We start from the raw sequence: 22,038 nt of genomic DNA, 5'->3' as shown, positions 1-22,038 counted from the left end.
GGTGGGGGAAGAGGGCGATCGCTTTTTGTATGGAAGGAGTGATATGGCAAGAATACTTCTGGGAACACTGAAATTGAGTGATAGTTAGTTTAAAAGAATATATGTAATGGAACGTCCTGAACTGCGACTTATTTCACAATCAGCCGGAAGTTCAAAAGCCTTAGTATTTATAGATGGTTATTTAAGTCAAGATAAGGTGCGCGATAACTTGCTTTCAGCATTGAGTTATGCTGAATGGCAATACTCTGTTTATCATTTATGGTGGGATTCTTCTTGTTGGGAAAGTATGGTCTTGGGATTAATTATCCCTCATTGGCATAACTGCAAAAGTCGTGCAAAAAGTGTTGGTAAAGAATATCTACCAAGTTTAATTTACTCTGACATTTCTGAACAACATATTTCTATTGTTGCACACTCACTAGGGGCACATGTTGCTTATTATTGTATGGAGGTTTGGTTAGAAACTTACCATTCATTGCAAGATGTAATTCTTCTCGGTGGAGCAGTTCGTAGGGATAGCAGTAAAGAATGGGGATATGTAGCCTCGCAAATAAGAGGAAATCTAATAAATGTGTATAACTACGATGATCCAATATTAAAAAAGAAATTTAAAGTAGCTGAGGTAGGTAATAATGCTTGTGGACGTAAGCCAATTAAAGAGTACCATTCAAAGATAATAAATGAAGATGCTACATCTTTTATTGGTAAAAGTCATAGCCTTTCAAACTACTTAGACTATTTGCCAAAATTAGTTAGAAAGGGTTTATGGCAGATATGAAATAAATTAGGCTGTTAATAGTCAACAATTAGTATAGTGATTTAACTTGGAGGTAGATGCCCAAAAAAATTAGACAGTTAAAGGCAATGTTGTCAAAGGCTGGGTTTGTCTATCGTCCCGCCAAAGGTAGTCATACTTTCTGGACTCATCCAAAGATACCTGATGAACCAGTCACCGTTGCTGGAAACGATGGAGATGATGCACCGCAATACTTGGAAAAACAAGTCGACCGTGTATTGAAAAAGCTAAGGGAAATAAAGGAGGAAGAATGAATGATCGCTACAGTATGGTTATCCAATGGTCAGATGAAGATAACTGCTACTTGGTACACCTGCCAGAATTCCCTTGGCAGCAGTTTCATACTCATGGCAAAACCTATGAAGAAGCTGCTAAACATGGACAGGAAGTGATTGAATCTCTAATTGAATGGTATCAAGAGCAAGAAAAACCTCTGCCAGAGCCAATTACTTTTCCTTAAAAGCCCTTAAAAGTAGCGTAAACTTCGTTGTTACTATGAGAAAAATAGGTGGTTTGTATAAGTTAGGCGATATCTTCTCTACGAGACGCTACGCGAACGATGGCTACGCCTACGCCCCTTTCAACCCGATTTTCCAGCATCAGCGCTTTTTGCTTTTAACTCAGCAAGCTCAAATTTTACTTTGTTATACAAATCTTGCCAGGAAATTTTAAAAGGTACAGTCACAAGAGCGTAGATGCCTAGCGGCTTGTCGCCAGACATCGCTTTTCATCAGGCTTGGGGAGGATTAAACAGCACCATAGTGATTTTATCGAAGTTGGTGGGAGATGGTGGGGGAAGGGGCGATCGCAGTCTTTATTTTTCCACAACGATTGTCTGCCTATCTTACCCAATTAGTTAGTTAACAATTTCTACCCTTGATCCACTAAAAGCTACAAAATTTGATGAATACTCTCTACAACCTGCTCAAGAAAATCAACTGTATCACCAACCATTGATTCGTCAATAAACCAGCGATTACCTATGTTGAGGGTAGGATCTATATCTGCTTCATGAGCAATTTTATTTCTGCGATCCACAATTAGAGTAAGTTGTTGCTTAATATCTTTAGGAGGTTTACTCATTTTACTAGCAACCTCATCCCACAATTTTTTATCCGAAATTTGCCTGATTGCATTAGCTATTTTGTCAGGTTGCTGGAAGCTTTGATAACTTAGACGTTCTCGAATCTCGTCTTCTAACCATGAAGTATTATTTAATCTATTCAAAATACTATTTGATATATCTGGAATTAAACCAGAAATAGTATGAAAATACTGTAAAAAGTTAGCTCCATAAACCTGCTGTATGTCATTCTCTATCCAAGAGGCGATATCTATGGCTATTTTTCTATCCTCACGAGCGCTTCCCAAGGAAACTTGAAAACGGGAAAAGGCTGATTGAGTAGTATTAGCTGAAGATGCTGGTTCAGTACGTTGTCCTCGATGAATTTCCAGCATACCCAATGTGACAACCTCATGGATATAATAATCCAGGGCACTAACAGTTAGAACTAGGGCAGCTCGTAAAATGTCTGAAAGATCCAGAGCAGCAGTAGCTTGAGCCTTAACGGAAGTATGAAGAGCAATCAGATCTCGAACACGCTGGATACTAATGCGAAATTGGTCAAGCGCTGATTGCATAACTGGATGATAGTGCAATAATTTTACCTGCTAACTCAGAAAAAGTTGTTTTAAATTCCTCTTGCTTTCTTTGATTATTTTCGCGTACAATACCTGTCTGTCCTAAATGCTCGGTTATAAGTGCATAAACTGGCGTACTGTGTTGCTGTGAGAGAGCAATTAAACTATTAAAGTTAGAAATTTTTGTCAGAGTACAACTACCATTCATACCCTGCTCAGTATAGACTTGCTTTGGTAATAAAAGATTATTTTGCTCTAGAACTGGTAGTAGTTTATAAGTAACTGTATTCTCTATTTTTTCTATCCATGTTTGAAATGCAGCTGTTTCTTTACCCCTAATAATTCTATAGTTTTGAACTATGGTTCCTAAAAATTTCAAGGTAAATTCTGGAAAAGGATAAGCAGCTTCCTTTAATATAGGATTTGCGCTTGCCATCCTTGCCCAACTACACCATTTTGATAAAATTCTAGACAGAGAATCAATCGCCATTACAGAGAAAAAATCAGCCGTTGTAGGTACTAAGAAAAAGTCACTTGTCATTAGTAAGTTCTGATTAATTGCTCCTAAACTTGGACTCATATCAATCAGAATATAGTCAGCATTAAATTTATTAGCAGTTTTTTCCAACAGATCAGAAATAGCACCTGGCAAGTTTTTGAGTGTCTGAATTGAGCCACTGAGTTCCTGTGCAATACCTAATGTTACTTCATATTCAGCAAAGCCAACATGACCAGGTAATACAAATAACCCTTCTTGTCCTTGTATAGGAATACAATCGACAGCTTCAATAGCCCGTGGCTGTGACTCAAAAGCAGGAGCCAAGCCAGTTTTTATATTTGAATGTGTATTGTAGATGTTTTCTATCCTTGCCTCATCATCTTCAGTCTCTTCTTTTAGAGCTATTCCTGTTAGATTACATTGAGGATCAGTATCTACAAGGATAACTCTTTTACCCTTTGAAGCAAGCATCCAACCTAAGTTAAAAGTTGTTGTGGTCTTACTGACACCACCCTTGTGATTGAACAAGGCAATCTTGTGAACCATCTTATTTTGCTTTTGATACTTCTGAAATCTTTTGAGTACAGGTTTTATTTTAGAACCTGTATGACTTAAATATAGCTTCTAAAAAGCTTACAGAACAGCAAGTTATTTAACGCCCCTTTATCCCAATTATTCAACATCAGCACTTCCCCTTCCGATTCAACAAGCTCGAATTTAACCTTGTTGTATAAATCCTGTAGGGAAATCTTAAAGGGTACAGTCACAAGAGCGATCACTTGCTTTTCGTCAGTCTAAGAATTAAGTCAAGAGTTATAGTGAGTTAACGTAGTCCTTTTTCTCGCAACACTGCATCCACTCAAACTCTATTCTCTTCTGACAATTGTGATGCTAGCTCTTGACTATAATCTATTACTAAGTCATAACTTGCGCGGTCATAAATTCCAGTTAATAAACTCTGCAAATCTATTAAGGGTTCACGATCATCCGCTCGCAAAAGCAAGGAAAATGAAGGAATTGCATCTTGCAAATTAAAGGCATATAAATCAGATTGCGGACGATTTTCCCCTCGACTAACTAAAATGCGATAATCATCTTGCGTACCATCGCCATTTTTGACTTTTTTCTTAACCCTCTTTTTTTGTGGTAGAGGGGTATGTAGCTCTAAGAACAACTAGTTAGGGCAGCACCACACTGATCTTCCCTTGCCAACCAACCCTTGACACCTTGATATTCTACCCGCGCCCAATCTCCCTGACAGCCTAACAATTTAATATTCACACCAGCGGGAATTTTTCCCACTTTTCGGCCTTGCTGATTAGCATTAGCGTAAATATCTACGCCATTAGTAGCATAGCCCCGTGATGATATGCCTAAGTTTTGCACAAAAACCCATCCAGTTCCTTGAAAACCATCGCTAGCGTTAGTAATCTGTACCCATTTTCCCAAGGCTGCAACAATCTGAACTGTTTCATGGATAGGTATTTGCCCCAGAATTCTGTTTCTGACACTTGCACCACTCCGCACATTTAAACCTTGTAGATCTGTATCAGTAACGTAGGCAAGAATATCGCACTTATTTTCATTAGTTGATTTTGCTAAAACGATTTGATTAGCTATACCAGTATTGATAATTACGCTAACACAACTTAGTCCTAATACTATAGCGAGCTTTGATGGTGAGTTTTTCGCATTTTTTGTCATATTTTCTCTATTTTCCTGGTATCAGTACCCAATGCGGCAGTCTTATTTGTATCTCAAATCATACCTGAAAAAATAGAGTTAATTGATAATACAGAAATGCTTCATTGTCTCAAAGCTTTTTCTGATAATAAAAAAGATATTTATATCAAACTAGATTATTCAGATTTTTCTTTCTGAGATTTTATTATTTTGTCAGTTTGACTGACGAAAATCAGCCAAACTGATAGCTAGTGTAGATTTTTATTGGTTACAATCCAACACTTTACTTCATATCGTAGCCAAACAGATTTGGGTTAACTTCTCCTAACTGTAAATCAGCCAAACCATATTCTGCCCATCGCCTCTCTACCATCGCCGCTACATTTGGATCTGACTCTAAAGGCGCACCCCACTCATGTTCGGTTTCTGGGGGAATCTTCGTGGTAGCATCGATTCCCATCCGTCCGCCTAAACCAATTTTTTCACTAGCAAAATCCAGAGTGTCAAAGGGTGTATTCGGCAAAATAAACACATCTCGTGTGGGGTCAACTTTGGAACTAATCGCCCACACTACTTGACGCGGATCACGAATATTTATGTCTTTATCTACAACAATGACAAACTTTGTGTATGTGAATTGTGGTAGAGCACTCCAAAATGCTAAAGCCGCCCGTCGCGCTTGTCCGGGATATGCTTTATCAATGGAAATAATTGCAGCTTTGTAACTTAAAGCTTCCATTGGTAAGAAGAAATCAACAATTTCTGATACTTGTTGCCGCAGAATAGGGGTATAAATGCGATTTAGCGCGATCGCCATCATCGCTTCTTCTTTGGGTGGACGACCGCTAAATGTTGTTAAGTAAATCGGATCTTTGCGATGCGTCATACATTGGAAGCGAATCAATGGCGAATCTTCGACGCCACCGTAATAACCCATGTGGTCGCCGAAAGGCCCATCTGGTAAAACTTCCCCTGGTGTAATCGTCCCTTCTAAGACAAATTCCGAATCTGCGGGAACTTCCAAATCTACGGTTTTGCACTTTGCCAATTGCACACCCGAACCGCCGTAAAGTCCTGCAAATAACCATTCTGATAAATCTACAGGTATGGGCGTAGCAGCTGCCATGATAATTAGAGGATCAACGCCGAGTGCGATCGCTACTTCTAAGTTTTTCCCACGTTCGGCGGCTTTTCGCAAATGCCTCGCCCCACCCCGTACCGATAACCAATGAACTGTCATCGTATTCTGTGATTGCAGTTGTAAGCGATACACACCTACATTTGGCGTACCTGTCTCGCAATCCCGTGTAATCACTAATCCCAGCGTGATAATTTTGCCAGCATCACCAATATAAGGACGTATTAAAGGCAACTTATGCAAATCTACATCATTGCCTTGCAGCACCACTTGTTGACAAGCGGGAAAAAAGTCCCGTCCTGGTTTCGCCTTAACTACGTCAAATAGCACCTTACCAAAATCTATAGCTTGGGAAATCTTCTTCGGTGGTTTTGGCTGTTGCAGCATACTCAGCTTTTTCCCCAGAGTTTCCAACTCTTCTGGATGCTGCATATTCATCGCCCAGCAAATTCTTTCCACAGTTCCCATCAAATTCACCGCCACAGAGAAAGAAGCGCCTTTGACGTTTTCAAACAATAACCCTGGCCCACCTTTTTGCAGCATCCGGTTGGAAATCTCAGCAATCTCTAAATCTGGGTCAACTAAAGCTGAAATTCGCTGTAATTGTCCTCTTTGTTCCAGAATTTTAATGAATCCCCGCAAGTCTCTCGCCATTGTTCTAATAAAATCGAATATTTAAGAAGTGTGAAGCGCTTTCTTATATTATTAGTCATTTGTTAAGAGTTAAGGGTCAAGGGTCAAGAGTCAGTATTTATTCCCCTCTGCCCCTCTGCTCCCCTGCTCTCTTCCTCCACCATCTGGGAAATTGTTAACTTTAACTGCAACTTAATCTATTTATTTATTTTTCTTAACCATGTTTTACAAACAATTTGGTTATCCTAACCTGGGATAAGCATTATTTATTACAAATAAGCGCTAACCTGCTCAAACATGGCCAGAATAAACTATACCTTACTGGCAGGCAGTCTTGTTATATGGCTCCTGCCAGTTTTTTTGTGTTTTTATAAATTTTTGGAAGTTTGCGATCGCTTAAGTGATTAACCAACCTAAGCTAGTTAGCATTTTCGTTTCTAACTATAAAGAATAAATTACATAAATCTCAAGATAGCAAACTATATTATATTGATATTTTTCTACGTTTGAATTGAATTTTTTCCAAAACATATTAACTCTAATTTTTTTTATATTAAATATACTTAAATAGAAATCAAAGCATAGTATATGCTTTGTTGCGATTAAAAGTTAAAAATATTTTAATAATTTGTTTACCTGTCGTTAAATTGCCTTTAACCATAAAAAATGTACCTTATTTCAAGGCTGTAATGACAACAGTAAAATCTTCCTTTAATACGAGGTAATATGATTTTTTCAACTACCATTTTGAATCGTGTAGTTACTACTTCAGTAGTGACATCTGCTATTGCACTTAGCCCGATTTTTACTGCGATCGCTCAAGCTGAAACTTTGAATGGTGCAGGAGCAACTTTTCCAGCTCCGCTTTACGAACGGTATGCTCGTGAAGTTAGAAAAAAACATCCAGAACTGAAAATTAACTACCAAGGAATTGGTAGCGGTGGCGGTATTCGTCAAGTAATTGCTGGAACAGTTGACTTTGGTGGTAGTGATGCAGCAATGAAAGATGATGAAATGGCTAAAGTCAAGAATGGTGCAATCTTAGTACCCACAGCAGGGGGTGCGGTTTCTGTTGTTTATAATCTTCCAGGTGTTAACAGTCTCAGATTATCTCGCGCTACACTTCCAGCGATTTACTCAGGTCAAATTACTAACTGGGATGACGCAAAAATTAAAGCTGATAATCCTGGTGTAAATCTACCAAATCAACCAATTAAATTTGCTGTTCGTGCTGATAGTAGTGGTACAACTTTCATTTTCACCAATCATTTGAGTGCCATCAGTGCTTATTTCAAAGGAAGAATTGGAGCTAGCACTTCTCCTAAGTGGACACTACCAAACGTCCTTAAAGGTAAAGGTAATCCTGGCGTAGCTGCTTTAGTATCTCGTACTCCCGGCTCTATTGGTTATGTTGAATATGCCTACGCTACCCAAAACAAATTGAAATCAGCGCTGATACAGAACAAGCAAGGAGAATTTGTTGCTCCTTCTTTAGAATCTGCAAACGCAGCTTTATCAGCTGTAACTTTTCCAGACAACTACCGCGTTTTTGTAGGAGATCCAGGACAAGGTTATCCTATCGTAGGTCTTACTTGGATGATGATTTATAAGCAGTATGCTAATGCTTCCAAAGCTGATGCTGTCAAGAAATGGATTAATTGGGTACTGACAGACGGTCAACAATATAACAGTGACCTCAGCTACACTAAGATTCCATCTAATGTAGCAAACCGAGTACTTCAGACAGTAAATAGCACTGTTAAGCCTTAATTTGTCATCTAACTAATTTCTTTCCTGATTAGGGTGGGGGATTTTTCCACCCTATTTACATAAAAAAAGGCTATATTTCTAGATTTGTAATGACCGACATTTCTTGATGTCACAGAGCAAGCAGATTTCTCTGTGAGATCAATCCAAAATCTAAAATCCAAAATCTAAAATTGAATGACATCATCAGAACCAGCCAAAAATAATTCATCAATTCAACAGAATTTAGGCGATGAAAATCTTGACCTGACAGCCACTAGCAGAACAGATTTTTGGTTTGACCAAGGATTTAAACAGCTTGTTTATGTTTTTACCGTAATTACTGTTGCGGTGCTATTTGTGATGAGTTGGGTAATTTTCCGCGAAGCTCAACCAGCCATTGTGCAGTTTGGGCTGGGGTTTTTGTGGGGTCAAGATTGGGATACAGGTAATCAGATTTTTGGTGCTTTACCTTATATTTATGGAACTTTAGTAAGTAGCGCGATCGCTATTTTATTTGCTGTACCAGTAGGAATTGCCGTCGCCTTAGTTACTAGTGAAAATTTCTTACCTTCATCGGTACAAACAACTTTAGCATTTGTTGTTGAATTAATCGCAGCAATTCCCAGTGTGATCATTGGTTTATGGGCTATTTTTGTCTTTATTCCGGTTTTAGAACCTCTGCAAAAATGGCTAGCGATCATTTTCAAATGGATACCACTATTTAACACAGAAGATCCTGTTGGAACGAATATGTTAACTGCTGGCATTATTCTAGCCATCATGATTTTGCCAACAATGGCAGCGATTACTCGTGAAGTATTGCTAGCTATACCTAAAGAATTACGCAGTGCATCTATGGCTTTAGGTGGTACACGCTGGGAAACAATTTTTCGGGTCTTGCTACCATCTGGGTTTTCTGGAATTATGAGTGCAATAATGCTCGCTCTAGGACGTGCTTTGGGCGAAACAATGGCTGTGACTATGGTGATTGGTAATTCTGCTCAAATCAGTCTATCCTTACTTAATCCGGCTTATACAATTCCCTCTGTATTAGCCAATGAATTTGCAGAAGCCGAACCAGGATTGCATATTGGCGCTTTAAGTTATTTGGGATTAATTTTGTTTGGGTTAACTCTAGTTGTAAATGTTGGTGCAGTGTTATTAGTGCAGTGGTTTGGTAGGAAAAATAAATAAGATATTGAACTAGATCGCATCTCAACAAAAAACTTAAATATTATAAACGTTCAAAAAAATGAGTGGTTATCTAAAGTCTGAAAGCAATAAAATAGCAGCAGAATTATGCAGCCCTTTACCAACAAGGCGACTGTTGTTTACATATACAATGAATGCGATCGCCTTTGTTTTTACAGGTCTAGCACTTGTTCCTTTGCTGTCACTTTTATGGGAAATTGTTGTGCGAGGAATATCTGCACTCAATCCAGAAATGTTTGTCAAAACAGTAATTGATAATGGGTTTGCTAATGCCATACTTGGTACGATCACAATGGTGCTGATTGGTGCATTATTAAGTATTCCCACAGGCATAATGACAGGAATTTTTTTGGCGGAATTTAATCAAACCAATCCAGCTATTGGCTTTGTTCGTTTTATTACTAAAATTTTTACAGGTGTGCCTTCGATTGTTGTGGGTATATTCGCTTATGGTGTGATTGTTTTAGTAACTAAGGGATTTAGTGCGATCGCAGGTGGCTTTGCTTTAGCCGTCATCATGCTACCCGTTATCGTACTCACAACAGAAGAATCCTTAAAACTCATTCCCACTACTCAACGCCTCGCCTCCGCCGCTTTAGGAGGAACTAGTCTACAAACTACTTTTCGCATAGTTTTTACTGCTGCAATCCCTGGGATTACTACAGGCATTTTATTAGCTGTAGCTCGTGCAGCTGGTGAAACAGCACCTCTGATTTTTACTGCTTTGTTTAGTCTAGATTGGTCAGAAGGATTGTTAAGTCCAACAGCTTCCTTACCAGTATTGATTTTTAACCTCTACAACGACCCCGACCCGCAAAAAAATCAATTGGTCTGGACTACTTCCATAGTTCTACTCAGCTTAGTTTTGTGTGTCAGTATTGTCTCTCGGTTAGTTATTAGCAAGAGAGAGACAAAGTAAAACTCAATTTTTGTTTCACACCTTTGGTTAAGTATGAGTAACTTAATTCCAGCCATCAAAGTTAAAAACCTGAGCTTTTATTACAGCACTTCCAAAGCAATTGAAGGAATATCAATGGATATTTATCAAAACCACATAACAGCAATTATTGGGCCGAGTGGTTGTGGTAAATCTACTTTCATCAAAACCCTCAATCGCATTAGTGAATTAGAAGGGCCTGTGAAAGTTGAAGGGTGCGTAGAATTTTTTGGTCAGAATATTTATGACCCTCGGATCAACTCAAATAAGCTACGCCGCCAAATTGGTATGGTGTTCCAGAAGCCGAATCCTTTTGCCATGAGTATTTATGAAAATGTTGCCTACGGTGTGAAAATAGCCATGAGGCGTCCCCAAGCAGAATTTGATGAGATTGTCGAATCCGCTTTGAAAGACGCTGCTCTTTGGGATGAGGTGAAAGATAAACTGAATAAATCCGCTTTAGGGCTTTCTGGCGGTCAACAACAGCGACTATGCATTGCTCGTGCTTTAGCAGTCAAACCCAAAATTCTCTTGATGGATGAGCCTTGCTCGGCTCTTGACCCGATTGCTACGATGAAAGTTGAGGAGCTTCTCCATAGTTTGCGATCGCAATTAACGATCGCGATCGTTACCCACAATATGCAGCAAGCCGCTCGTATATCAGATTTCACGGCTTTTTTCAGCACAGATGAGAGTCGTATTGGTCAAATGGTTGAATTTGGTGCTACAGAACAAATCTTTAACAATCCACTCGACCCCCGTACCCGCGACTACATTTCAGGGCGTTTCGGTTAAGATACTTTTTTGTATAACAAAACTTAGTTGTGTTGTCGATGAGTACCACCTCTCGTCCATGACGCGCCAGGTGCGTTGCTACCTCGGCACCCGCAATCCCAGAGCCGAGTACAACACCTGCCCCCGCAGCTTAGTTTGCTCACCCATCTCAAGAATATCGGTGATCATATGACCTCCAATCTATGTATAGTGTCGAAAATAATTTTTCTGTATAATATAATGCCTTAGGCCCAATGCCCAAAAACTCCACCCACAAAGAGATGGAGTTTTTAATTTTTGACGGTAGGTTGGCGAATAGTTAAGCGCCACGCTTCAGCGCCGTCTCTACCTGCTGTAACTCCTTCTCTAAACGATTTTTGAGCTTTTGTGGTACAGGGCGATTTGGGTAAGAACTGTAGTGTCCAGCTAGGGAGTTGAGAGCTGTTCGCATGGTTGTAAAAGAGCCAAGACCAGAAACAGAATTAACTCGCTGGTAGCGAGCTGAAAAGTCATTAATTTTTTGACGCGCTTCTGCTTGAACTTCTGCTTTGTTTTGTGAATCTTCTGATAAATTTAGGGCTTGCCTCATGGAATTGACTACAGCTAAGGTATCTTGGCGATAATCCCCTGTTAAACTATCTGGACTACCAGAACACCCTATTAAGCCAATGGCTAAAACCAAGACCAGTGCAAGCAGACGCGACCAATAGCGCTTCATATGCATTAAGTGAAATACTACGCAAATCAACGTCCATAGTATCCTGGATTGGTATCTTGGGGATCAATTTAGTGCTGAGTGAGGAGTCAAGGGTCAAAAATTGGACTTTGGACTCTGGATAACCTCCACGAAAGAAATGTAAGACTTGCGTAAGTCCTATTTAACTCCTAACTGTTTGATAAAGAGTATCTCGTTGTTGATAAGGTCGTCCTAAAGAAGCGATCGCTGTTTGCAATGTTTCCACTTCCATGCATGTGCCACCTAAAGCACCTGCCATTGTGGTAATGTGTTCTTCCATCAATGTGCCGCCGATATCGTTGCAACCCCAAACTAAGGCTTCCTTTGCACCTGCAAGTCCTAGCTTTACCCAACTCTGCTGATGATTGGGAATCCAGTTACCTAGGAAAATCCGCGCCACAGCGCCTAGTAGTAGCGCATCAGTCAAAACTGGTTGATCGCGTCCGACACGACGACGTAAGGGTTTTGGCGCTTCTTGACCGACGAAGGGTAATAAAATAAATTCAGTAATGCGGGCTGGGTATCCCTGATTGATGGCGGTTTTTTGGAGTGATCGCAATTTTTCTAAATGCTCGATTTGCTGTGCTGGTGTTTCAATATGCCCAGACAGCATGGTGCTAGTAGTGTGTAAGCCTAATTTGTGAGCTGTGCTGACAATTTCTAGCCAAGTAGCTGTGTCAATCTTCTCTGGACACAGTATCCGCCGTACTTCATCATCTAACACTTCGGCTGCTGTTCCTGGCATTGAATTAACGCCAGCATCTCGCAAAGCGGTTATTACATCGGCATACTCAAGTCCGTCAATTCTGGCTATAAATTGCACTTCTTGCGGAGAGAAAGCGTGTAGATGTACCTGGGGAAATTCCTGCTTGATGGTTTCCACTACCTTGAGGTAATAAGCTAAAGATTTGCCGTTTATCTGTGCTTGCGGGTTCAATCCCCCCTGCATACAGATTTCCGTCGCACCTCGCCGCACCGCATCTGTAGCTTTTTCTAAAATTTGCGCCCAATCTAACCAATACGCACCAACATCACCATCATCTCTACGGAAAGCACAAAAACTACAGTGCTGCTCACAGATATTAGTAAAGTTGATATTGCGGTTAATTATGTAGGTAACTGTGTCACCTACTTGAGCGTAGCGGAGTTTGTCGGCTGTGGCGCGAATCGCTGCGATCGCCTCTGGGTCAGTTTGTTCTAATAATATCACTCCCTCTGAAGGAGATAAATCGTACCCTATCAAAGCACGTTCAAGAATTGTTTCAACAGCACTTTTGGTCACATTACATCTCAAAAACTAAAGTATTACTCTCTTAATTTTCTCAGTAAATCTTAAATTTGTGATGCTGTAACCAATAAAATTCTCCAAAATTCTACTTATTTATAAATACACTAAGTTCTGGAGAATACCAGGCTCGCTCATAAATTTTATCTTGAAAATTAATCTTTTGGCGTTTTTCTTGCCTGCTTTTTTTAGTTTCCATTGAAATTATTCCACAAGGTAGAAATTCTTTATAGGGATACTCATTTTCTAGAGACGCTGAAATATTATTTAAATTAATATGTTGAATTTTAACTACTTCTTGCTGGTTTTGCTGTAAAAGTACCCATAAAGGATATTCCCAAGGGTCATTACCCATTGATAACCCAATATTCGAGCATTTTGCTGAATTTAAAAACTCAACGGCTCCTGTGTAAGTTACGTTGAGGTATGGTCTATTGCTAAAGTATTGTTCCACTCTGCTTATTTGGAAAATGCTTTTATTAGAAATAATCGGTCTATATCTGTTAAAAAATACCCAACTTAATGATGATAAAAGCAGGAACAATAGTATAAATATTGCTACTTGATCTTTTTTAACATTGGATAAAACAACACCTATAAATGGAGACATCAGTACGAAAAAAGGTAAATGAAGGCGACTATTCCAGGCTTGCCATTTTACTAAATAACAAAATATCAAAAATGTAAACACGACAGTAATCAGATAAGCAAAAATATAACTTTGCTTACGGAGAGATTTTTTGGTTATAAAAACAGTAATACATAAAATTATGAGAATTAGATGTACTAAATTACCTGCATTGTTTTCATTGCCAGTTATCCCTATTGTTGACCAACCTCCTGGCACAAAGAATGTTTTAGAAAAAGTTATCCTAGGGTCATCAACATCTACACCGATGAATGTGTGGATAATTCTAATTAACTTATTGGCTATCCCATTCCATAAACCGATTGGTGTGCCTATGTGTAAAGCAAGATTTTTGAGTATATTGGAAACAAGTATATTAACACCAAGTATTTCATTTCGATAACCACCTGGTTCACCAAGTGGCGAAGCGAATAAATTATAATTGCGTAAACAGTGATTAATATTAAGCAGTAAAGATATACTACTTACAATCAAAGCTGGCTTCCACACTTGCCAATGTAAGCGTTTAATCTGAGATAAACCTAACCAAATTAAGAAGGGAAATACATAAAAATAAGCTGTTCCCTTAGTCAAAATAGCTAGCCCTATACTACTACCAATTTGGAGGAAATTAGTCCAATTAGAGTTATTTCTTGCTTGTACAGTTAATAGCACATAGTGAGCAAGACAAACTAACCAAAATGCAATTACATAATCATTTTGAGTACTTGATGCTTGCAAAATACCCATAGGAATCGTTACAGCTACAACAGCAGAGAAAATCTGACCTCTTAAATCTGCTCCTAATTGTTTTGCAATTAACGAGACTGCAATCAGGCAGCCAATCATACTCAACCATTGGACTAAGTTAGCGAAGTAGTCACCACCACTCAAAATTTGAAAATGCAAAATTACAAATTCTGACCAAGGGTTTTGATATAGCTGTGGCGTATAACTTGTTGGATAATGAGCAATGCTATGATTTTGTATCCAATGAGCAACGCGACTCATGTGATAGTCCATAGAGTCCCAATTATTGGGTGGTGCGATGATGGCAATTAATCCAATTGTTACTATATAAAAAGCTATATTGCACAATAATAAAATTATTAAGGGCTGAATTGGATTTTTTTTATTGATTTGAGATATTTTATTTTCGGAAATATCATATTTTTGAGTGTTTAACTTAAAATATATAGAAATTAGGATGATACAGCTTACTCCCCAAGCTCCTAATATCCAACCAAAAGTAATTAACTTAAAATAACTCAAGCTTTCTGTGATGATAGTGAGTAAAACTGCCCAGTAAGTAGCTGCCAATATCACAGACTCACGCCAATCGATCCGATTTTTATTAATTATTAAAAAAATATTAATTAAGCAGACAATAGGTAATATAACTAGCATTTTTTCAAAAAATATAAAAGATTGTTGCTATTCCGATGAATCAAGCGAAAAACAACAATAGTTTACGACAAATTTATGTTGATTAAAACCTATATAAGTAGAAGGGCTTAATTAAGTCAGAGCTAGTAGTAAGGAATTTCTCCCTTGAAAACCTTATATAGAGCGATAAATCGCTCACTACGAACAAAAGCTTTATCTTACATTTAATTACGTCTATCTACTTAAAATATTTTGAATGATTTGATATTTATCAAAATTCAGTGTTTATTTAACCAGATTTTTAGGTGGTAGGCGACTAGAGAACTTATTTTAAGACTGATTGTTGAGGATTTGCAGCATTCACCGGAGTGTTGAGGCAACTGTATCGTAGGATTGAAAGGGGCGCAGATTTGACAATAGCTAGTCATCAATAAAAGGAGGCAGTGTAAGTAGTTAGAGTGTTGGCAGGGTTTTTTAATCCCGTGGTGCATTGGAGTGCGATCGCAGGTACAACGCCCAATGATATAAAATTCTCTTGCAGCTAATTGGACGGCAAAAAGTAATTTAAATTGCTGAACTTGTACCCAAATCTAGCAAGCAACCGACGTGAAATAGTCACGAATGGAGATTTTTTAATCGAACTTAAATCTAAAATGTCAAGTCTAAGTAAAAATTGGCTTGTTGATGGCAGGGCTATGAAAGCTATTTTTTGGGGCGTATCTCAATTTTGCAGAAGGATGATCTCGTTGCTACCTACCGACGCTAATCACCGTGTACCTTTGGCAGGTGAAACCTCTGCCTCACAACAAATGCATTTGCATAATTGGCAAGCTTTCCTCCTTTCTCGCTGGTTTCATCCCTTGCTTTGTTTGATGTGGTTGATCATCGGTATCAGCTTACGCCTAGCCAACTTGACTGCAAAGCCTCCTTGGACTGACGAGTTTTCCACTTTGGTGTTTAGTTTGGGGAATAGTTTTTTAGAAGTACCCCTAGATCAAGCAATTGCCCCTGATATCTTATTGCAACCACTACAACCACAACCCGCCGCTAACATTCGAGATGTATGGGCACACTTGAGTCATGAAACTAATCATCCCCCACTTTACTTTGTCCTAGCTCATTGGTGGATGCAGTTATTTCCCACACAAGAGAGTTTAGTGTCTTTGTGGGGGGCGCGATCGCTTGCGGCTATTTTTGGTGCTGCATCCATCCCAGCTATCTATACTTTAAGCTGGCTGAGCTTTCGCTCTCGCTTGGTTGGCCATTTAGCCGCTGCCATGATGGCAGTATCACCCTATGGCATTTTTTTAGCACAAGAAGCGCGTCATTACACTTTGGCGATTTTGTGGGTGATTGCTTCCCTGGGTTGTTTGGTAATTACCACACGTCACATCAAAAACCGAACACAATTACCTATTTGGGTAGCAATCTCCTGGGTGGGAATTAATGCTTTGGGTATTGCGACTCATTACTTTTTCGCCCTTACCCTCTGTGCTGAAGCTCTAGTTTTAATTGTTTTGGCTTGGCAGCATCAGGCTGGCGCAAAATTTTCTCTTCTCTTCTCGCATCCCTGGCGGCGCCTCTATGCCGTTGCTGTTGGCACTTTTGTAGCAGGTGCAGTTTGGCTACCCATATTTTTACACAATAGCTATGGTAGTAAATTGACAGACTGGATACAGCAGCCACGTGTAGGATTTGCTTGGTTAAGCCCAATTTTTCAGGCTTTTGCGGCATGGATAACCATGATTTATTTGCTACCAGTTGAAGCACCACAGCTAGTAATTGTGATTGCTTCGGGGCTGGTGATGCTGATGTTCTTGATTTGGGCTGCACCAATTTTGGTTCGTGGACTAAAATTTCAGCTACAGCAATCAGAGAATCGCTTGATGACTCAGGTATTAGCTGGGGTAGTTGTGGGGGCGATCGCTTTATTCTTTATCTTTACGTACTTTCTTGGTATTGACCTGACAAGGGGCGCTCGTTATAACTTTGTTTACTTTCCTGCTGTCATAGTTTTACTTGGGGCGAGTCTTGCGGTTTGTTGGCATTCTCCTAAAAAACTGATGAAAAGGACTTCCGAAGAAATAGCCAAATGGAGAGAAATTCGGAAATCGAAAATTGATCCTCGGAACTTTGGGAGAATAACTGGTAAAAAAGCCGTGATTCTCATTTGGCTAATGGGATTTTTCAGTGCCGTAACAGTCATTTGCAATCTTGGTTATCAAAAATACTATCGCCCTGACCTTTTTGCACAGCTAATTCAGCAAACATCGCAAGTTCCAGTACTCATTGCCACCACCCAAATTACTCATGTGCATATTGGGGAAATGATGGGAGTAGCGAGGGAATTTAAAATGCAGAATTCCCGTTTCTCAGATATTCTGTTTCTCCTGGCTCATCAAGACCAAGACCCTAATACTTCTACAATTGCTTTAGCAAATAACTTAAAGACGCTACCACGACCCTTTGACTTATGGCTTGTAAATTTTCATGCTCCCATAGCAGAAGAAGTCAAAGAATGTGTTGCTAATACCCAATCTTTGCCATTAGTAAACGGCTATGATTACAAACTTTTTCATTGTAAAAAAGATTAATCAGAATGGTTGATAAGTTATTGCATTATTATGCGTTATCTTAACTCCTGGTGAATTACGAATTACCTAGCTTGCTTCTCCTCGGAGGCGAGTACTACGAATTACGAATTAGAGCAAAGCGGCTCTTTCCTCACTCAAAACTTTCAGGCATACCCACTGGCGATAAACCCGCGATCGCTCGTAAGTTTTGACAACGAATCAATTCAGTAAAATTTAAACCAGAACGTCCTTCAATCTTAGCTACCGCCTCAATTGCAGATAACAAATGTGCTGCTGCTGCAACTTCTGAATAACCGCGCCGTTGTCCTATGCGAATTGCTGCTGCATCAGCATTTAACTCTGATTCTTGAGATTTATTAGTGCGCCAAATCCGAGTAAGTGCGATCGCGCTTAATCCCCCAGCCACAGCTATACCTACTACATCTGACTGTGTTGATTCCACTAATCCACCTAAAAGCCCCGCCAGTACTACACCTTGATAAACATCTGGTTTAAACCACTTCACCCCTGTTAACCAGCTAACCATCTGCAACAGCAGTAAATCTCGTTGCGGCTTCGTCAGACGACGCCACAAATCGAAGTTAATATATATTGGTCGTTCTCGATTCCAGGGTAAGGGAAAAGAAGCTTGTATTACCTTTGACTGCTCCGGTTTGCTGACGACTTTTGTGGTCATCCGACCAGAAGCAGGCATGACATCTAACAAACGTCGAATTTCAACATTTGGCTCCATATTTTTAATTATTAACCATAATATGCATGGTGACTAATTCTGCAAAAGATAAACTTTTCGTGTTAATCTTTGATTTGTCAAACGTTATCACCGTATTTAAGAATAAACCTTCTATTGGTGAAAACCTACGCAAACTAGGGTTTGTAAATAGAACAAACAAAGCTATAAAAATACTAGTAGAGCGATTTTATAAGATGGCGGGATTTTATGGTATCCGTTTGCCCCCAAGTTCAAAACCTCAAATTGGATAACTATTAAGACTACATTTGATAAATACATGGACGCTTTTGCTCTCATCCCGCCTGAATGGACGAATAAGGCAACACACGCTTATGATTTTTGTTGTCCTAACTGCCACTCAAGCAGCTTAGAAGCTGCAAAAGTTTGGCTGAATCGGCGATCGCCCGTCATGACAGAAGACCGTCGCCGCAAATGGCAGGAGTTCTACTATTGTCATTGTGATTATGTATGGTGGGCTTGGAGTAGCGATCGCCCCCCAACAGACATATCTAATCAGCGAGATTATAATTCCACGTAATCCCATTTTTTCCTAAACAAAAACCCGCACAAAGGCGGGTTTTTGTTTATCTAATAGGCTAGTAAGTAGTGAGTACTTGAATGGTCACTACTAACTTACGAATAGTTTTAGAAAGTGAAGGTTGTACGCAGTGTACCTATATAAACGGTGTCATTGGCGTCATTGTGTTCAGGATTGAAGATCACCAACACACCAGGAGTCACAGCAATGTTATCGGTGAGTTTCACCTTGTAGAGGGCCTCTGCATGATAAGAGGTGTCTGGATCTTCTCTACCCGCGACATCATTACTAGTAACTGTGGGTGATTGACCAAAGATTAGACCAAGCAAGTTACCTTCTCTACCAAAGTCCTTAAGACCAAGGGTAGCAGCCCAGTAAAACAAGTCTGCATCACTACCCCTAGTTGCACCAGCTTCAGATTTGGCGGTTGTATAACCAACCCAACCACCAACGGTCAATGCTGAGCTGGGTTGAAAGGTAGCTTGTACGCCATAGTGGTTTGCTGAAGTAGCAACACCATTGCCAAAGGGACGAGTAGCGAAAGCACTACCTGTACTTCCCGTCAGGTTAATATCGTTGGGATTACCAGCAGCCGTAAGATCAGGATCTCTACCACCATCGTAGGTGTGAGCGTAGGTTAGACCTATATTGAAAGCTTTGCTAGGTTGGAATGCGATCTGTCCAAAGGCTGCATAGTCACCATCGGAAATTCCAAAACCGTCGTTGGGGTTGCTAGCTCTAGGAGCCAGATAAGCACCCGACAAGCTAAGAGCACCATTAGGATTAAAAGTGACAGTTACACCAGCGCCACCAGAACCTTGGCGATAAATGGGGCTGAAACGTCCGTAGCGAGATAAAGCACCTGAGCCGCTGCTTCTGAAATCAGGGTTAAAGACGTTGACGTTTTCGTACAACTCAGCACCAGTAGCTTCAACCTTGATACTCAATGCGTCATTAAAGTTAAAAGCATAGTTAACTTTATCAATTTCAACGCCATTGCCGGTATCACCATCAAAGCCTAAGCGGGTCATGTTGGTACCAGTTACACCGCTATTAGATACGATATTGGCAGCATTCAACCGAACTTGCAATTGGTCTTTACCAGCGAAGCTACTGTACAAGTTCAAACGAACCCGGTTAGAAAAAGTAGTATTGCTTTGTAAGTCGCCACCACCAGCTCTCTCATCTCCGAAAGCATCAGATACGTTGAAAATTGCTTCCCCAACCAATTTAGTAGTGGTGGAAAACTGATTAGCTTCAAGTTCAGATGTGCGTGCTTCTAAACTATCAACGCGACCGCGTAAGGTTGCTAATTCGGCGGAAAACTCTTCTTGCAAACGCTGTAAGGTAGCTAGGTCTTGCTTAGTTACCAAGTCAGCTGTAGCTGTAGCAATCAGTTCATTAACCCGATCCAAACAGGCATTCAAACCTGCGGCAAATTCATAACGGGTTAAAGCACGATTACCACGATAAGTACCATTAGGATAACCTGCAATACAGCCGTAGCGCTCAACTAAGGATTGCAAAGCTTGGAATGCCCAATCTGTAGGTTGTACATCCGAGAACTGAGAAACAGATGTTACCTGACCAAGGCTATTAGACTCTTCTTGAGATAGTTGGGCAACAGTTGTTACTTGTTCTTTAGTTTCCGCGGCTAAAGTGCTGTTAGCAGCAAAAAATGTAGCTACGATAACTGGACTGACCTTCAACACATTCCAAAACAGTTTTGTCATGTTTTTACTCTCACTCACACCTAAATAAATTCAACTTATGGTAAAATTACAAGAACTTTTTTTTCAGGAATTTTACTCACAATTTCCGCACCAATTATACCTTGTTTCTAGCAATTATCACAAGTTAAGACTATAGTTTAGTTAATTGCTTTGGTAAACGCAGAATAATACGTCGTTTGTGGCGTAAAAGCGCTCCTTCTTCCTCAAACTGCTGTAACAGCCGAGTTACTGTTACTCGCGTAGTATTCAATACCTCTGATATTTCTTGATGAGTAACATTCATATCTATTAGCTTGCCTTGTTCTACATCACGACCAAATTTTTCACTTAACCACACTAAAAATTGCCATATACGTAACGACATTGGTTTGCGATGTACTATGCTTAATAGTTCTTCTGCCTGCTGAATATGAGACAACAAGGCATTAACATCTTGATGCCAAAGATGAGGTGGTACAATGCTAACTTCCACGCTTGTCAGACATTCGATTTGGTAGGGCATAACTCTAGAAAAAGAATAGCCAATCAGATCCTCAGGGCCCCAATAACCTAGAGTTACAAATGTTCCGTCTTCACTCCAGGTTAAAGTACGAACTGCTCCGCGCTCAATGCGCCACAGTACATCATTCCGAGGTGGAATAACTTCCCGACGGCTAAATAGACGTTGAGGTAAATGGCCACCCAAAGCAGAATTATTCGACGCAACAGAATAGTTAGGAGTAAGACTTGTAGAATACATGATTGCAGGGTTTGAAAGAGCGGAACTATTTGATTAATTTAAAATTTATCAGATGTATCCTAGCAATTTTTTATGAACTACTATGTGGCTAAATAACTTCAAAATTGTTTAATACTGGTGTTTGTAATTATCAAACTTAATTCAAAGATTACAAGTGCTATTACACAGTCAACTCTGGTTACTTTAATCGTGTAAGTTTAAGAAAAGGTAAGCTTTTAGTGAAATGTATGTTAGCTAACTAATTTTTAATTTTTTTTTATATTAGACTTTTTAAGTGAGAATATCTGACATAGGTATTAAATACAACTTTAAAATTAGGTCAGACATCTGAATCGCTTTTTCAACTTGTCACGACAAGGACTCTCCACCATGTCAACGTCTGGTGAAAGGAGGAACTGTTGCTCTCGTTAATCTTTACTACGATGAAGCTTTTATCTTCTACGAATTCTCAAACTCATTTTTCAATCACTATTTAATTGGCTCTTGCACATCTATCTAAAGTAGTATGTTTTTTAACTAAAGTACTGATGTCAAGTCTACCTGAATAGCGACAACGTTATGAGCACCGACTTTCGACACTCAGGCTTCTCTATGCACGCGACGG

General features: G+C 39.6%; 22 protein-coding genes and 1 pseudogene. 11 read left to right on the top strand and 12 right to left on the bottom strand.

Translation table 11 applies throughout. The features are described 5' to 3' along the window. Positions 1 to 106 precede the first annotated feature (106 nt). From HCR01_RS00795 to HCR01_RS00780, 4 genes are all read left to right on the top strand, one after another. Positions 107 to 778, top strand: coding sequence for a DUF726 domain-containing protein (locus tag HCR01_RS00795; protein ID WP_193193600.1), 672 nt, complete (start codon positions 107 to 109; stop codon positions 776 to 778). Positions 779 to 834: 56 nt separating this feature from the next. Further along, complete coding sequence (locus HCR01_RS00790) at positions 835 to 1,050, top strand: type II toxin-antitoxin system HicA family toxin (RefSeq protein ID WP_193193598.1); 216 nt, start codon at positions 835 to 837, stop codon at positions 1,048 to 1,050. Next, on the top strand, positions 1,047 to 1,256 hold the full coding sequence (locus HCR01_RS00785; protein ID WP_193193596.1) for a type II toxin-antitoxin system HicB family antitoxin: 210 nt from the start codon (positions 1,047 to 1,049) through the stop codon (positions 1,254 to 1,256). Before HCR01_RS00790 ends, HCR01_RS00785 begins: the two co-directional genes overlap by 4 nt. 235 nt (positions 1,257 to 1,491) lie before the next feature. Continuing rightward, complete coding sequence (locus tag HCR01_RS00780) at positions 1,492 to 1,656, top strand: hypothetical protein (RefSeq protein ID WP_193193594.1); 165 nt, start codon at positions 1,492 to 1,494, stop codon at positions 1,654 to 1,656. Between the two features lie 31 nt (positions 1,657 to 1,687). Here the strand turns inward: HCR01_RS00780 and HCR01_RS00775 are convergent, their stop codons facing one another. The 5 genes from HCR01_RS00775 to HCR01_RS00755 form a co-directional block, all read right to left on the bottom strand. Next, entirely contained in the window at positions 1,688 to 2,437 is a 750-nt protein-coding gene (locus tag HCR01_RS00775) for a HEPN domain-containing protein (protein ID WP_193193592.1), read from the bottom strand. Then, positions 2,421 to 3,482 carry a ParA family protein gene (locus tag HCR01_RS00770; protein ID WP_193193590.1) on the bottom strand — a complete coding sequence of 354 codons (1,062 nt, stop codon included), beginning with the start codon at positions 3,480 to 3,482 and terminating at the stop codon, positions 2,421 to 2,423. Before HCR01_RS00770 ends, HCR01_RS00775 begins: the two co-directional genes overlap by 17 nt. 313 nt (positions 3,483 to 3,795) lie before the next feature. Continuing rightward, positions 3,796 to 4,110, bottom strand: coding sequence for a DUF4058 family protein (locus tag HCR01_RS00765; protein WP_193193588.1), 315 nt, complete (start codon positions 4,108 to 4,110; stop codon positions 3,796 to 3,798). Continuing rightward, positions 4,101 to 4,640 carry an SH3 domain-containing protein gene (locus HCR01_RS00760; RefSeq protein ID WP_193193586.1) on the bottom strand — a complete coding sequence of 180 codons (540 nt, stop codon included), beginning with the start codon at positions 4,638 to 4,640 and terminating at the stop codon, positions 4,101 to 4,103. The genes HCR01_RS00765 and HCR01_RS00760 overlap by 10 nt, the downstream gene beginning before the upstream one ends. 262 nt (positions 4,641 to 4,902) lie before the next feature. After that, a complete protein-coding gene (locus tag HCR01_RS00755; RefSeq protein WP_193193584.1) occupies positions 4,903 to 6,411 on the bottom strand; it encodes a UbiD family decarboxylase in 1,509 nt (502 codons plus the stop codon). A 705-nt stretch (positions 6,412 to 7,116) separates the two neighbouring features. Here HCR01_RS00755 and pstS point away from each other — a divergent pair. The 4 genes from pstS to pstB all read left to right on the top strand — a co-directional run bounded on the left by pstS (position 7,117) and on the right by pstB (position 11,083). Beyond that, positions 7,117 to 8,160 carry a phosphate ABC transporter substrate-binding protein PstS gene (gene pstS, locus HCR01_RS00750; RefSeq protein WP_193193582.1) on the top strand — a complete coding sequence of 348 codons (1,044 nt, stop codon included), beginning with the start codon at positions 7,117 to 7,119 and terminating at the stop codon, positions 8,158 to 8,160. A 174-nt stretch (positions 8,161 to 8,334) separates the two neighbouring features. Next, positions 8,335 to 9,333, top strand: coding sequence for a phosphate ABC transporter permease subunit PstC (pstC, locus tag HCR01_RS00745; RefSeq protein WP_193193580.1), 999 nt, complete (start codon positions 8,335 to 8,337; stop codon positions 9,331 to 9,333). A gap of 58 nt (positions 9,334 to 9,391) precedes the next feature. Continuing rightward, positions 9,392 to 10,270 (top strand): phosphate ABC transporter permease PstA, encoded by an 879-nt coding sequence (gene pstA, locus HCR01_RS00740; RefSeq protein WP_193193578.1) that lies wholly within the window; start codon positions 9,392 to 9,394, stop codon positions 10,268 to 10,270. A 33-nt stretch (positions 10,271 to 10,303) separates the two neighbouring features. Continuing rightward, a complete protein-coding gene (gene pstB, locus HCR01_RS00735) occupies positions 10,304 to 11,083 on the top strand; it encodes a phosphate ABC transporter ATP-binding protein PstB (protein WP_193193576.1) in 780 nt (259 codons plus the stop codon). Here pstB and HCR01_RS40650 read toward each other — a convergent pair. From HCR01_RS40650 to HCR01_RS00715, 4 genes and pseudogenes are all read right to left on the bottom strand, one after another. After that, positions 11,028 to 11,186, bottom strand: a pseudogene (locus tag HCR01_RS40650) (hypothetical protein); the annotation flags it as partial. The gene pstB and the pseudogene HCR01_RS40650 sit on opposite strands and share 56 nt — an antisense overlap. A 195-nt stretch (positions 11,187 to 11,381) precedes the next feature. Beyond that, complete coding sequence (gene psb27 / locus HCR01_RS00725; protein ID WP_193194210.1) at positions 11,382 to 11,780, bottom strand: photosystem II protein Psb27; 399 nt, start codon at positions 11,778 to 11,780, stop codon at positions 11,382 to 11,384. A 160-nt stretch (positions 11,781 to 11,940) separates the two neighbouring features. Further along, the gene (cofH, locus tag HCR01_RS00720; protein ID WP_193193574.1) at positions 11,941 to 13,080 is read right to left on the bottom strand and encodes a 7,8-didemethyl-8-hydroxy-5-deazariboflavin synthase subunit CofH; all 1,140 of its coding nucleotides are present in this window, start codon (positions 13,078 to 13,080) and stop codon (positions 11,941 to 11,943) included. A 91-nt stretch (positions 13,081 to 13,171) separates the two neighbouring features. Further along, positions 13,172 to 15,118, bottom strand: coding sequence for an ArnT family glycosyltransferase (locus tag HCR01_RS00715; RefSeq protein ID WP_193193571.1), 1,947 nt, complete (start codon positions 15,116 to 15,118; stop codon positions 13,172 to 13,174). Between the two features lie 851 nt (positions 15,119 to 15,969). Here HCR01_RS00715 and HCR01_RS00710 point away from each other — a divergent pair. After that, a complete protein-coding gene (locus tag HCR01_RS00710; protein WP_413773913.1) occupies positions 15,970 to 17,691 on the top strand; it encodes a glycosyltransferase in 1,722 nt (573 codons plus the stop codon). A 130-nt stretch (positions 17,692 to 17,821) separates the two neighbouring features. Here HCR01_RS00710 and HCR01_RS00705 read toward each other — a convergent pair whose 3' ends face one another. Next, a complete protein-coding gene (locus HCR01_RS00705; protein WP_193193569.1) occupies positions 17,822 to 18,424 on the bottom strand; it encodes a DUF3318 domain-containing protein in 603 nt (200 codons plus the stop codon). A gap of 26 nt (positions 18,425 to 18,450) precedes the next feature. Here HCR01_RS00705 and HCR01_RS00700 point away from each other — a divergent pair, with 26 nt between their 5' ends. Next, a complete protein-coding gene (locus HCR01_RS00700; RefSeq protein WP_193193567.1) occupies positions 18,451 to 18,675 on the top strand; it encodes a hypothetical protein in 225 nt (74 codons plus the stop codon). A 26-nt stretch (positions 18,676 to 18,701) separates the two neighbouring features. After that, positions 18,702 to 18,962: a hypothetical protein gene (locus tag HCR01_RS00695; RefSeq protein ID WP_193193565.1), complete on the top strand. Its 261-nt coding sequence runs from the start codon at positions 18,702 to 18,704 to the stop codon at positions 18,960 to 18,962. 107 nt (positions 18,963 to 19,069) lie between these two features. On the opposite strand, the gene HCR01_RS00690 is transcribed toward HCR01_RS00695, so the two are convergent. Together HCR01_RS00690 and HCR01_RS00685 are read right to left on the bottom strand one after the other, a co-directional pair. Continuing rightward, complete coding sequence (locus HCR01_RS00690; protein ID WP_193193563.1) at positions 19,070 to 20,695, bottom strand: iron uptake porin; 1,626 nt, start codon at positions 20,693 to 20,695, stop codon at positions 19,070 to 19,072. Positions 20,696 to 20,825: 130 nt separating this feature from the next. Beyond that, positions 20,826 to 21,434 (bottom strand): Crp/Fnr family transcriptional regulator, encoded by a 609-nt coding sequence (locus tag HCR01_RS00685; protein ID WP_193193561.1) that lies wholly within the window; start codon positions 21,432 to 21,434, stop codon positions 20,826 to 20,828. Positions 21,435 to 22,038 lie beyond the last annotated feature (604 nt).

Origin of the sequence: Nostoc sp. MG11 (assembly GCF_014904695.1) — a bacterium.
Taxonomy (GTDB): Bacteria; Cyanobacteriota; Cyanobacteriia; order Cyanobacteriales; family Nostocaceae; genus Komarekiella.
This window is presented reverse-complemented; position numbering and strand designations above follow the sequence as displayed.